We start from the raw sequence: 13,266 nt of genomic DNA on the forward strand, positions 1-13,266 counted from the left end.
TTGTCAGCAGATCGGCGATCACTGCATTCTCGTTCTTCAGCTTAGGGCTGTAACGAAAGCAGGTCTGACCGACCCCAAACGCTCGACACGCCAGCGCAATGCTGACCCTGCGTCGTTCCACCGCCGTTTCGGCCATCTCGCGGCGCTGAGATGGCCGAGCTACTTTTTTCCAAGGGCTTCCTTGAGCAGATCGTTTTGCATGCTCAAATCGGCATACATCCGCTTCAGGCGACGGTTCTCGTCTTCCATGGCTTTCATCTGGCTGACCATGGACGCGTCCATGCCGCCATACTTCGCCCGCCATTTGTAAAATGACGCATCGCTCATGCCATATTCACGGCAAAGCTGCGCCACCGGCACACCGCCTTCGGCTTGGCGCAGGATCGCGATGATCTGTGCCTCACTGTATCTGCTCTTCTTCATTCAAATTCTCCTCAGACATCTTGCCGAGAAAATTCTACTAATGAAGACCCTTAATTTCAGGGGGGATTACCAGGGGAGGCCTTGACCTAATCTACCCGGAAGAGATGAGGCTCCTTGAGCGTCTGGCAGGGCTCGAAACCATGGCAGCATAGTCAACCGCCAAGGTTCAGCAGAAAGGGCATGACGGTCACGCCATGCCGAGCGCCGCCATGTACAGGTCAAGTATCGCCTCGGCCTCTTGCCGCTCAGCCTGATCCTGCTTGCGAATTCTGACGAGCTGCCTGACCGCTTTCACGTCGAATCCGGTCCCTTTACATTCAGCGTATACCTCCTTGATATCATCGGCGATCGTCTTCTTCTCTTCCTCGAGCCGCTCGATGCGTTCGATGAAGGCGCGGAGCTGGCCTGCGGCCACGGTTTGGCTGCTGTCGATGACTTCATCTGTCATTTCGTCGTTTCCTATTATGGGGAGAAGGCGTGTCGTCTAAGTCGACGAAGTGTCGCCTGATTAAGCCATTGATCTGATTGCTAGGCGACACCTTTTAGGGGCGACACGAAGCCGGTTCCCTTGGCTTCGGCATAGACTTCCTTGATATCGTCGGCAATGGTCTTTTTTTCTTCCTCAAGCCGCTCGATACGCTCGATGAAAGCCCGCAACTGGCCTGCGGCGACAGTGCTGCTGGTTTCGGTGATCTCATCGGCCATTATAGTCTCCATATGGTTGTCAGCGGGCAGCGACTCGTAAAGACCCGACCGCAAATTCAGTCCGGCTGGATGCCTGACCAGCTTTGGCGGGTCAAGAGGCAAAACCGGATGCACAAAGGCGGAAATGTTTTTCAGCCCCGCCTTTGTGCATCATCGCATCATCATTATTCAAGAATGACAAGCAGATCCTTGGCGTCAATCTGGTCGCCGGTATGCACCAGCACTTCAGAAACGATGCCGTCACGCTCGGCATGAAGTGCCGTTTCCATCTTCATCGCCTCGATGGACAGCAGCACATCGCCTGCCTTGACACTTTGTCCGGCCACAACAGCAATGGTCGAGACAACGCCGGGCATGGGAGCCGCCACATGCGCCTCATTGCCGATTTCTGCCTTGGGGCGGGCTTTTGCAGCCGAGGCGCCATGGGCCCGGTCAGGCACCTTGACCCGGCGCGGCTGGCCGTTCAGTTCAAAAAATATGGTGACCATGCCGGTTTCATCAACATCGCCAACAGCCAGACAGCGGATCACCAATGTCTTGCCCTTTTCAAGATCGACGAGAATCTCATCCTCAGGCTTCATGCCGTAAAAATAATTCAGCGTCGGCAGCACCGAAACAGGACCATAAATCTCCTGTGCAGCGGCAAAGTCGGCAAACACTTTCGGATACATCAGCCAGGAGGCAAATTCCTGTTCTGAAAGATCTCGGCCCACCTGTTCTTGCGCCTGTTTGCGGTCAGCCACAAGATCGGCAGCCTCAAGCAGCGAGCCCGGCCGCACTGTGATCGGGGCCGCACCTTTGAGCGCCTTCTTTTGCAAGGCAACAGGCCAGCCGCCCGGTGACTGGCCAAGATCGCCGCGCAGCATCGACACTACCGAATCCGGGAAAGCAATATCACGGTCGGGATTTTCAACATCGGCAACGCTTAACTCCTGGCTGACCATCATCAGCGCCATGTCGCCCACGACCTTGGAGGACGGCGTGACCTTGACGATGTCACCAAACATGAGATTGGCATCATGATAGGTACGCGCCACTTCACTCCAGCGCGCCTCCAGTCCCAGACTGCGGGCCTGTTCCTTCAGATTGGTGAACTGGCCGCCCGGCATTTCATGCAGATAAACCTCGGAAGCCGGCCCCTTCAGATCGCTTTCAAAGGCCACATACTGGTTGCGCACCGCCTCCCAATAGGCGGAAATTTTACCAATCCATTCACGATCAAGGCCGGGGTCGCGCTCATCGCCCCTCAAGGCTTCAACGATGGAGCCAAGACATGGCTGCGATGTGCCGCCCGAAAAAGCATCCATGGCTGCCTCAACGGCATCAACGCCTGCTTCCACTGCGGCCAGCACGGTCGCCCCTGCAATGCCGGACGTGTCATGCGTGTGGAAATGGATCGGCAAATCCGTCTCGTTGCGCAGCGTCTTGAACAACAGGCGCGCCGCATTGGGCTTCAACAGGCCAGCCATATCCTTGACGGCAAGAATATGCGCACCGGCTGCCTCAAGCTCTCTGGCCAGATCCACATAATATTTAAGATCATATTTGGCGCGATTGGGGTCAAGAATATCGCCCGTATAGCACATGGCCGCTTCGCACAACCTGCCCTCGGCAATCACCGCATCCATGGCCACGCGCATATTTTCAACCCAGTTGAGGCAATCAAAAACGCGGAACAGATCAACCCCGCTGCTGGCCGCCTGCTTGACGAAATGCTGGACGACATTGTCAGGGTAATTCGTATAACCGACACCATTGGCGCCACGCAGCAGCATTTGCAGCAGGATATTGGGAGCCGCCTCGCGGATCAGCGCCAGTCGCTCCCACGGGTCTTCGGTCAAAAAGCGCATGGAAACGTCAAATGTCGCCCCACCCCAGCATTCCAGTGACAAAAGCTGTGGCAAGGCCCGCGCATAGGTACCGGCAATGCGGGTAATATCATGGCTGCGCATCCGCGTCGCCAGCAGCGACTGGTGGCCATCACGCATGGTGGTGTCGGTGACAAGCACCTGTTTTTGGGCGCGCATCCATTTGGCAAAGCCTTCCGGCCCCAGCGCATCCAGCTTCTGCTTCGTGCCATCGGGAATTGCCCCTTCAAACCACGGCACGACAGGGGCCGCACCATCCAGTTTCGGCTGACGCCGCCCCCGTGTTTCAGGATGCCCATTGACACTGACATCCGCCAGATAGGTCAGCAGTCTTGAGGCCCGATCCTGACGCTTGACATGCGTAAACAGCTCCGGCGTCGTATCGATGAACTTTGTCGTATAGGAATTATCATGGAATTTCGGATGGGAGATAATCGCCTCAAGAAAGGTCAGATTGGTTGAAACGCCGCGAATCCGGAATTCCCGCAAGGCCCGGTGCATGCGGTTCAATGCTTCATCGGGTGTGCGCCCCGAAGCAGTGATCTTGACCAGCAAGGGGTCATAATACCGGGTGATAATGGCGCCTGAATAGGCAGTGCCACCATCGAGGCGAATGCCAAAGCCTGCCGCCGAGCGATAGCCGGTGATACGCCCATAATCAGGGATAAAATGCTGTTCGGGATCTTCCGTGGTAATGCGGCACTGAAGGGCATGGCCTTGCAGGTGAATATCGGACTGTACTGGCACGCCAGACTCCGGCGTACCGATCGCGTAGCCGTCAAGAATATGAATCTGCGCCTTGACGATGTCGATGCCGGTCACCTCTTCGGTGACGGTGTGCTCAACCTGAATACGTGGATTGACCTCGATAAAGTAGAATTTTCCTGTATCGACATCTTGAAGAAATTCGACGGTTCCTGCACCGACATAATCGGTTTCATGGGCAATTTTAAGCGCATGAGCACACAGTTCCTGTCGCAACTCGTCACTCAGATAAGGAGCAGGTGCGCGCTCGACCACCTTTTGATTGCGGCGCTGGATGGAGCAGTCGCGCTCAAACAGATGCACGGCATTGCCATGGGTATCGCCCAGAATTTGCACTTCCACATGGCGGGCGCGCTCAATCAGCTTTTCCAGATAGACCTCATCCTTGCCAAAGGCGGCGCGCGCCTCACGCTTGCCTTCCAGAACCTCACGGGCAAGCTCTTCTTCAGAGCGGATAACGCGCATCCCGCGCCCACCGCCGCCCCAGCTTGCCTTGAGCATCAAGGGATAGCCGATTTCAGCAGCCAGCGTCTTTACAGCCTCAATATCATCGGGCAGCGGATCGGTTGCCGGAATAACCGGCACGCCGACCTCGATGGCCAGATTGCGGGCAGCCACCTTGTTGCCCAGACGGCGCATGGTTTCAGGCTTCGGGCCAATGAAGATGACACCTGCTGCCGCACAGGCTTCGGCAAATTCAGGGCTTTCCGCCAAAAGCCCATAGCCTGGATGAATGGCGTCTGCTCCGGAAAGTTTTGCAACACGCAACACTTCCTCAATCGACAGATAGCTTTCAATAGGACCTAGATCGCGTTCCAGATGTGGCCCGCGGCCAACCTGATAACTCTCATCTGCCTTGAAACGATGCAGCGCATATTTGTCTTCTTCTGCCCATATGCCGACAGTTTTGAGACCAAGCTCATTGGCCGCACGAAACACGCGAATGGCAATTTCAGATCGATTGGCGACAAGAATTTTCGAAATAGCCAAAACTATACTCCGCTGACTGAAAGAGGCGCGCACATGTTGAATATAAAATGCTGCAGCGCAACAAGAATAATAAAAAACCCCGGAAACAATTCTGTTTCCGGGGTTCTAGAGCATTTTGCAGTCAGATGAAATCATCCGACGTCGTATAAATACGATTAAGACAAACAGAAAGAGCGCTATGCGCCGCTAAAGCGAGACGCTTTAGCGGCGCATAGCATATAATTGCGCTTTTAGCCTTCAACCCGGAAATAGGTGTAGCGGCCGTCCTCGCCCTTTCTCCACTGATAGACCACATAGTCAGCGTCGGTGCGGTCACCCTTCTCATCGAAAGACAGTTCACCCAGAACCGTGCTGAATGGGCCTTTTTCCTTGACGGCCTTGGCCACTTCCTGTGGATCGTTGGAACCGGCGGCGGCTGCAGCCTGTGCCAGAACCTGGGTCGAGGCATAGGCATAAAGCGTATAGGCTTCCGGCTCAAAACCACCCGAACGGAACCTTTCAACCACTTCCTGGGCTTCCGGGTTCAGGCGCGGGTCAGGACCAAAGGTGTTATAGGTGCCTTCCACAGCGTCACCGGCAATGGCGGCAAGCTCGTTGGAAACAATGCCGTCACCCGAAAACAGGGGGGCTTCAAGACCCTGATCGGCAGCCTGGCGGATGATCAGGCCAGCTTCAGTGTGCAGCCCGCCCCAATAGATCAAGGTGACGCCAGCTTCCTTCATCTTGGCAATCAGTGCCGAGAAGTCCTTATCGCCGACATTGACGCCTTCATACATGACTTCCTTGAAGTCAACATTATTCAAGGCTGCCTTCGTGGCATCGGCAAGGCCCTGACCATAAGGTGTCTTGTCATGGATAATGGCGACTTTGCCGTCCTTGAAATTATCAGCAATGAAGGCAGCGGCAATATCGCCCTGCTGGTCATCGCGACCGCACACGCGGATCGTGTTCCACAATCCTGCTTCCGTATATTGCGGATTGGTGCAACCCGGAGTCAGTTCAAGAATGCCGTTTTCATGATAGACGGCTGAAGCAGGAATACACACACCCGAGTTGAAATGGCCGATCACGAACTGAACGCCATCGGCTGCAAATTTATTGGCAACGGAAATGCCCTGTTTGGGGTCGGAAACATCATCACCGACCACGGAGCTGACCTGCTCGCCATTGATGCCACCAGCAGCATTGATATCGGCAATAGCCTGTTCAGCCCCGCGCTGGATCTGTGCACCAAAAGCCGCATTCGGGCCGGTCACCGGAACGCCGATACCAACCAGCACATCCGCCCATGCAGCGCCGCTGAAGACCAGCATTGCCCCCAGAGATACTGCCGCCAAGAGTGACTTTCTCATTTATACGCTCCCATTTTCCGAGTGGACGTGAATTGTCATTTCATGCGATGTCCACCCATCTCGCAGAAAATCAACTTTGCCTATTTCAGGCCGCTTGTCACGCGCTTTCAACCATGGCGCGAGATGCCCCTCCAAAAAAAGAATTTATCCAGCCTCCTGCCCTTTTGAGCGCCAGCTTAACAGCGACGTCCGCTCATAAAGCCAATTATATTGGGTCACCATCTGGTTGGTGCGGGTGTAACGAAAACCCAGAAATCCGAGCAGAATGAGGACAAGCGTGTCCACCAGATAATAATGCAGGCTGAGCATGGTGCCATCAAAAAGCGCATGGTGAATGAAGCGAACCGCCAGCCCCAGCCCCAGCAGATAAAAGAAGAGAGCAAGCTTTGGGCGCCAGGTCTGCGCACAGGCCTTACCTGTCATCCACGCTGCCCAGCCACCCAGCAGACAGGTGACGAAGAAAAACTGCCACACTGACGGCTCTTCATAAAGAATGCCTTGCACGATAGCGCCTCCACACTCAGCAACGAGCCTGCGGCCCGCTCCCCTTGAGTTTAAATTTTATAAACCCATTGCAAACATAAAACTGTTTTCTGGTTATGCGTATAGATAAAAACCTGGAGCATGATGGCGGTTCAAGAAAATCATCATGCTCTAATCTCTTGTTTTAGCCGTATTTATGCGACGCCAGATGATTCCATCTGTACTCACAAAATGCTCTAATGCCGACCACCCTCCAAATAAGCTGCACGCACTTCCGGATCGGCCAGCAGATCACGCCCGCTGCCACTCATCATCACCCTGCCATTGACCAGAACATAGCCGCGATGGGCAAGTTTGAGGGCTGCAAAAGCATTCTGCTCAACCAGCAACACAGTCAGTTTTTCAGTCCGGTTCAATTCCTTGATCGCATCGAAAATCTGTTTGACGATCAAAGGCGCCAGACCAAGCGACGGCTCATCGAGCAAAAGCAGTTTTGGGCGCGCCATCAAGGCCCGGCCAATCGACAGCATCTGCTGCTCACCGCCCGAAAGCGTGCCGCCGCGCTGGCTGATCCGCTCCTTAAGACGGGGAAACAGGGCAAAGACCTTTTCCACATCCTCATCAAAATATTTCAGCTTGTCGAGGCTGGCTCCCATCTGGAGATTTTCCAGAACCGTCATGCGCGGAAAGATCCGCCGCCCTTCCGGTGACTGGGCAATGCGCATCCGCGCAATCTCATGGGTGGGCAGGTTGGTAATCTCGGTCCCAGCAAAAACAATGCGCCCGGAAGCCGCCCGTGGCGTGCCAAACACCGTCATCATCAAGGTTGATTTGCCAGCGCCATTGGCGCCGATAATGGCAACGATCTCACCTTCATCAATGCTGACATTGACCTCGTTGAGCGCCTGGATATTGCCATAGAACGTATCGACATTTTTAATGTCGAGCAGCGGAGTTTTGGACATTATTTGCTTCCTCCGCGCCCGGTTGCCGGTTTAGTTGCAGCCTTTTTGACAAGCGCTTTAGCCTGGGCAATCCAGTTTTCACGGGTAATACGCCCAGTAAAGGCCAGATAAGATTCAACGGCTTCTATATCGGCCTTCTTCCAGGCAGCTATCTGGTCAAAATGATAGATGCCATGGTCATTGAGCTTTTTTTCATTGACCGGACCAATGCCCTTGATGAGCTTGAGATTGTCGGCCTTGCCATCACGTGGGGCAGAAAGACGGTTGGCAATGCCTGCTTTTTTGTCCACTGCCGGTTTGGCGGTTGCGGGCGCAGGAGCCATTTTTTTAACCTGACCGGCTTTGCTTGCGCCCACATCCACGGTCACACGCTCGCCATTGCCATGGACAACGGTATCGCTCACCGGCCCGGCCAGCATGGAGGCGGAAGCCTCCGGCCCATGCTCGATATCGGGGCCGGTATCGAGTTGCTCGATCACCTTTTCGTCGCCGACTTCAGTCAGGACGTCTTCCACTTCCTCATCATCAACGCCCAGATAGGCAGCAATGACGCTTGGATCGGTGCGCACCTCTTCCGGCGTGCCGTCAGAAATCTTGCGGCCATATTCAAGCACCACAATATGGTCCGAAATTTCCATGACAACCGACATGTCATGCTCGATCAGCAGGATCGATGTGCCGGTGTTTTCCTTGATGTCGCGAAGCAGCACATTCAACGCCAGCGACTCACGCGGGTTCAGGCCAGCCGCAGGCTCATCAAGGCACAGCAATTCGGGATCGGTGCACATGGCGCGGGCAATTTCCAGACGACGCTGCGCACCATAGGGCAGATCACCGGCAGGATCATCGGCCCGATCAATGAGATCGGCCTTTTCCAGCCACATCCTCGCCTTCTCGATAGCCTCGGCGGCAGCTTGCTGATAGCCGCCAATGCCCAGCATGCCAAGGATCGTATAGCCTGACGCCTTCATCAGCTTGTTGTGCTGGGCAATCAGCAGGTTTTCCAGCACCGTCATCCCCGCAAACAGGCGGATATTCTGGAATGTGCGGGCAACCTTGGCCTTGGCGGTAATCTGGAAGTCGGGCATGCGCTCCAGCAGGAATTCATTGCCCGCATGGCCGGTAAAGCGGATCATGCCTTCCGTGGGCTTGTAAAAACCCGTGATGCAGTTGAACACCGTGGTTTTGCCCGCCCCGTTGGGACCGATCAGTGCAGTGATTTCACCGCGCCGGACATCGAAGGACAGGTCGCCAATGGCAACCAGCCCGCCAAACTTCATGGAAAGGTGCTCAATCCGCAGGATCGGCATTGTTGTCGTGCTTGTCCCGCTCATCAACCGTGCCCTTCCGTCGTGAACTCGCCTGAAACCGTTTTGCGTTCCTTTAGGAAGGCTGTCGGTTCTCGTCTGGCGACGAAACCACGCGGCTTCCACACCATCACCGTCACCATTGCCGCCCCAAACAGCAGCATGCGGTAAAGCTCAGGCGTAAAGTCCGGCCCGAAAATCTGCTTGAGGAATTGCATTTCACGCAGGATTTCGGTGCCGCCGACCATGACGGCTGCAGCCACGGCAATGCCGCCAAGCGACCCCATGCCGCCAAGAACCACAATGGCGAGAATGATTGCCGATTCGAGGAAGATAAAGGATTCAGGACTGACGAAACCTTGCCGTGCCGCAAAAAAGGAACCGGCAAAGCCACCGAACATGGCGCCAATGGCAAAGGCGGTAAGCTTGGTGGTGGTGGTGTTGATGCCAAGCGAGCGGCAGGCGATTTCATCCTCACGCAACGCTTCCCATGCCCGGCCAACCGGCAGGCGGCGTAGACGAATGGTGACGTAGCCGGTGAGAATGCACAGCGCCAGAATGAGGTAATAGAGGAAGATTTTATAATAAGCGCCGGAGGTGGCGAGGTTAAACACCTTGGCAACGTAATTCGGATCGGAAACATTGAATGTGAACCAGCCGAAGAAGCTGACTTTCGGAATCCCGGAAATGCCTGCCGAGCCATTGGTCACTTCACGCCAGTTGATCAAAACAAGGCGGATGATCTCACCAAATGCCAGCGTGACAATTGCCAGATAGTCTCCTCGCAATCGCAAAACCGGAAAGCCGAGAATGACACCCCACATGGCTGCCATGGCGCCTGCGGCCGGCAGCAGGATCCAGAACGACCAGCCAAAATGGGTGCCAAGCAGCGCATAGGAATAAGCACCGACGGCGTAAAAGGCCACATAGCCAAGATCAAGCAGACCGGCCAGACCAACCACGATATTCAGGCCCCAGCCCAGCATCACATAAATGAGAACCTGGATGCCGAAATTATCGACCCATTTCAGCGAGCCCTGAAACCCGAGCAGGGCGACCATGACGACCGGATAGATCAGCAGGATGACAAAGCCGAGCGAATAGGCATGGGCGTTGATGAAGCTGCGAAAATAGAAAATGCCCCAGGCAACCACATAAATAATCGCCGCCGCCCGCAGCAAACCGACATAGGCTCCCCAATAGACCCCGACCGCAGCCTGAATGCTGCTGCCGAACAAGAACAGCCCGCCCGCCACAACAAGGCCAATGATGAGATTGCTCTTGCTGAAGAAGCGCAATGCAAATGCTGTCGGCAGTTTCCCGGTGCTTGCATCAATTTTTTTCTGCCCGGCCAAAAACGGGGTCAGGTAAACGACCTGAAGAAAGCGCAGTACAGCCGCCAGGACTACCAGCGCCGCCAGCAGATAGGGGCGCGGCACCAGCACCAGCTCATTGTGAATGTTCTGGTCGGACTTCAGACCGACAAGAAGCACAAACAGGAAAAAAGTGATGATGGCGGCGTAAAACGCTTCGCGCAGGCCAGTGGCGACTGTCGCACCACCGGCAGTTTTTCTGGTTTCAGCCATAGCCATTGTCAGACCTTTTCGACTTCTGGCCGGCCAAGAATGCCGGAGGGCATGAAGATAAGAACGATAGCCAGAATAGAGAAAGCGGCCACATCCTTATAGTCGATGGAGAAATAGGCCGACCAGATGCTTTCGATAAAGCCGATGGCAAGGCCACCCAGCACAGCCCCGGGTATGGACCCGATCCCTCCCAATACCGCAGCGGTGAAAGCCTTCACACCAGGCACAAAACCATCGGAAAACACCACCACGCCGTAATACATGAGGAACAAGGTGCCAGCCACTGCGGCAAGCGAGGCGCCGATGATGAAGGTGATGGAGATAGTGCGATCAACATTGATGCCAAGCAGCGCAGCCATCGTGCGATCCTGCTCACAGGCGCGTTGCGCACGCCCCAGCGAGGTTTTGTTGACCACATACCAGAAGATGCCCAGCAAAAGCGCCGTCACCACCACAATGATGATCTGCTTAAGCGAGACCGAGACGCCATAGACATCGTAAACCTTGCTGACCATGGGCGGGATCGGCTTGTTGCGCGGGCCTTGCGTGACCTGCACGAAATTGGACAAGACAATCGACATGCCGATCGCGGTAATCAGCGGCGCCAGCCGGAATGAGCCGCGCAAGGGGCGGTAGGCCAGCTTTTCAATCACCCAGTTATACAGGCTGACCAGCAGCATGGACACGATCATCATGATTAAAAGTGCAGCCACAACCGGCACGGAATAAAACATCACGCCAAGCAGCAGAAACACGATCAGCGCAACAAAGGCGCCAACCATGAAAATGTCGCCATGTGCAAAATTGATCATGCCGATAATGCCGTAGACCATCGTATAGCCGATCGCAATCAGGCCATAGATCGATCCCAGCGTCAGCCCGTTAATAAGCTGCTGGATAAAATACTGCATGTTTAAGCCGCTCCCCTGGAATGTCGCCTCCGCCGACGCATTCCCTTTTGTAGTTCCCCTAGTGGTACGGTTTCAATTTCGGATTGCAACTCTATTTTTATTCTTTCTCACGACTCCAAGTTGATATTTCCCGTCGTCAGTCAAGCTGCATTCTGTCCGTGAATCAGCGCGAAACCTATCATCTGGCCTGCACAATGTCATAGACATTTACGCATATGAGCCAGATGAAAAGACAAGAATTTGCGCCTTTCATGCCATTTACCGAAGATTATTGATCATTTGAGAAATTCATAACTCCCGGCAAAAATCAAGACCAGACACAAAAAAGGCTGCCTGTTATCCAGACAGCCTTTTTTTGATTGGGCACAAAAATGTTACTTCATCGTTGGCATGGCAAATTCTGCACCTTCCTTGACCCCTGACGGCCAGCGCGTGGTGACAGTCTTGGTCTTGGTATAGAATCGCACGGCGTCAGGTCCATACTGGTTCAGATCGCCAAAACCGGATTTTTTCCAGCCACCAAAAGTGTAATAGGAGACCGGAACCGGGATCGGCACATTGACACCAACCATGCCGACATTGACGCGGCTGGCAAATTCACGGGCGGCATCACCATCGCGAGTGAAAATAGCAACACCATTGCCATATTCATGCTCGGAAGGCAGACGCACCGCCTCTTCAAAGTCATGGGCGCGAACCACCGAAAGCACCGGCCCAAAAATTTCTTCCTTGTAGATGCGCATGTCAGGCGTCACATCGTCAAACAGGCAGCCGCCAAGGTAAAACCCATCCTCATAGCCCTGCATCTTGAAGCCGCGCCCGTCAACGGCCAGCTTTGCGCCTTCTTCCACACCAAGATCGACATAGCTGCGCACACGCTCCAGCGCCTGTCTGGTCACCAGCGGACCAAAATCGGCGCTCGGATCGGTTGACGGGCCAATTTTAAGGCTTTCAACGCGCGGGATGAGCTTTTCCATCAAGCGGTCTGCGGTTGCCTTGCCGACCGGCACGGCGACCGATACGGCCATGCAGCGTTCGCCTGCCGCACCATAGCCAGCCCCGACCAGCGCATCGACGGTCTGCTCCATATCTGCATCGGGCATGATGATCATATGGTTCTTGGCGCCGCCAAAACATTGCACCCGCTTGCCCCTGGCGCAACCTTGCGCATAAATATATTGCGCAATAGCAGACGAGCCGACAAAGCCGATGGCCGGAATGTCCTCATGCTCAAGAATGGCGTCAACCGATTCCTTGTCGCCATTGACCACATTGAGCACACCGGCAGGCAGGCCCGCTTCCAGCATCAGTTCAGCCAGACGCATCGGTACGCCCGGGTCACGCTCCGAGGGCTTGAGAATGAATGCATTGCCGCAGGCAATGGCGGGCGCAAATTTCCACATCGGAATCATGGCCGGAAAATTGAACGGTGTGATACCGGCAACCACGCCGAGCGGCTGGCGGATTGAATAAAGGTCAATGCCGGGACCGGCGCCTTCGGTAAATTCACCCTTCATCAGATGCGGCACACCCAGCATGAACTCGACCACCTCGACACCACGCTGAATATCGCCCTTGGCGTCAGGAATGGTCTTGCCATGCTCGCGCGCCAGAAGTTCAGCCAGCTCGTCATTGTCACGCGCCACCAGTTCAAGAAACTTCATGAACACGCGGGCGCGGCGCTGCGGATTGGTGGCGGCCCAACCGGGCTGTGCCGCCTTTGCCGAGGCAACTGCAGCATCCAGCTCTGCCCTGGAGGCCAGCGCCACCTTGGCGCGCACCGTACCATCAAGCGGCTGAAACACATCTGCCGTGCGGCCAGACGTGCCCTTCACATGCTTGCCATCGATAAAATGACCATACTCAATCATGCCATACTCCCTAAGCGAATGCCGGATTTCTCGTTGGCAT

The 13,266-nt window shown here is 55.0% G+C and carries 9 protein-coding genes and 2 pseudogenes; all 11 read right to left on the minus strand.

Annotated features, from left to right (window positions below):
* A pseudogene (locus tag ACFPLB_RS14230) lies at positions 1-423 on the minus strand (transposase); the annotation flags it as partial.
* A gap of 187 nt (positions 424-610) precedes the next feature.
* Positions 611-871: a DUF2312 domain-containing protein gene (locus ACFPLB_RS14235; RefSeq protein ID WP_378230783.1), complete on the minus strand. Its 261-nt coding sequence runs from the start codon at positions 869-871 to the stop codon at positions 611-613.
* Between the two features lie 101 nt (positions 872-972).
* Positions 973-1,128, minus strand: a pseudogene (locus ACFPLB_RS14240) (GapR family DNA-binding domain-containing protein); the annotation flags it as partial.
* 164 nt (positions 1,129-1,292) lie between these two features.
* Positions 1,293-4,751, minus strand: coding sequence for a pyruvate carboxylase (gene pyc, locus ACFPLB_RS14245; protein WP_378230785.1), 3,459 nt, complete (start codon positions 4,749-4,751; stop codon positions 1,293-1,295).
* 230 nt (positions 4,752-4,981) lie between these two features.
* Complete coding sequence (locus ACFPLB_RS14250; RefSeq protein WP_378230787.1) at positions 4,982-6,103, minus strand: branched-chain amino acid ABC transporter substrate-binding protein; 1,122 nt, start codon at positions 6,101-6,103, stop codon at positions 4,982-4,984.
* Between the two features lie 144 nt (positions 6,104-6,247).
* Positions 6,248-6,607 (minus strand): DUF6867 family protein, encoded by a 360-nt coding sequence (locus ACFPLB_RS14255; protein WP_378230789.1) that lies wholly within the window; start codon positions 6,605-6,607, stop codon positions 6,248-6,250.
* A gap of 215 nt (positions 6,608-6,822) precedes the next feature.
* On the minus strand, positions 6,823-7,551 hold the full coding sequence (locus ACFPLB_RS14260) for an ABC transporter ATP-binding protein (protein WP_378230790.1): 729 nt from the start codon (positions 7,549-7,551) through the stop codon (positions 6,823-6,825).
* Positions 7,551-8,885 carry an ATP-binding cassette domain-containing protein gene (locus ACFPLB_RS14265; protein ID WP_378230792.1) on the minus strand — a complete coding sequence of 445 codons (1,335 nt, stop codon included), beginning with the start codon at positions 8,883-8,885 and terminating at the stop codon, positions 7,551-7,553. The genes ACFPLB_RS14260 and ACFPLB_RS14265 overlap by 1 nt, the downstream gene beginning before the upstream one ends.
* The gene (livM, locus tag ACFPLB_RS14270) at positions 8,885-10,444 is read right to left on the minus strand and encodes a high-affinity branched-chain amino acid ABC transporter permease LivM (protein ID WP_378230794.1); all 1,560 of its coding nucleotides are present in this window, start codon (positions 10,442-10,444) and stop codon (positions 8,885-8,887) included. Before livM ends, ACFPLB_RS14265 begins: the two co-directional genes overlap by 1 nt.
* Positions 10,445-10,452: 8 nt before the next feature.
* A complete protein-coding gene (locus tag ACFPLB_RS14275) occupies positions 10,453-11,355 on the minus strand; it encodes a branched-chain amino acid ABC transporter permease (RefSeq protein WP_378230797.1) in 903 nt (300 codons plus the stop codon).
* 374 nt (positions 11,356-11,729) lie between these two features.
* Complete coding sequence (locus ACFPLB_RS14280; protein ID WP_378230799.1) at positions 11,730-13,226, minus strand: CoA-acylating methylmalonate-semialdehyde dehydrogenase; 1,497 nt, start codon at positions 13,224-13,226, stop codon at positions 11,730-11,732.
* Positions 13,227-13,266: the final 40 nt, after the last annotated feature.

The sequence above is a fragment of the Aquamicrobium segne genome (assembly GCF_042656785.1).
GTDB lineage: Bacteria > Pseudomonadota > Alphaproteobacteria > Rhizobiales > Rhizobiaceae > Mesorhizobium > Mesorhizobium segne.

Excerpts from the sequence above, each read along its gene's own strand:
- ACFPLB_RS14235 (WP_378230783.1), bottom strand. The coding sequence starts at position 871 with ATGACAGATGAAGTCATCGACAGCAGCCAAACCGTGGCCGCAGGCCAG.
- ACFPLB_RS14265 (WP_378230792.1), bottom strand. The coding sequence starts at position 8,885 with ATGAGCGGGACAAGCACGACAACAATGCCGATCCTGCGGATTGAGCAC.
- ACFPLB_RS14250 (WP_378230787.1), bottom strand. The coding sequence starts at position 6,103 with ATGAGAAAGTCACTCTTGGCGGCAGTATCTCTGGGGGCAATGCTGGTC.
- ACFPLB_RS14280 (WP_378230799.1), bottom strand. The coding sequence starts at position 13,226 with ATGATTGAGTATGGTCATTTTATCGATGGCAAGCATGTGAAGGGCACG.
- ACFPLB_RS14275 (WP_378230797.1), bottom strand. The coding sequence starts at position 11,355 with ATGCAGTATTTTATCCAGCAGCTTATTAACGGGCTGACGCTGGGATCG.
- livM (WP_378230794.1), bottom strand. The coding sequence starts at position 10,444 with ATGGCTGAAACCAGAAAAACTGCCGGTGGTGCGACAGTCGCCACTGGC.
- ACFPLB_RS14260 (WP_378230790.1), bottom strand. The coding sequence starts at position 7,551 with ATGTCCAAAACTCCGCTGCTCGACATTAAAAATGTCGATACGTTCTAT.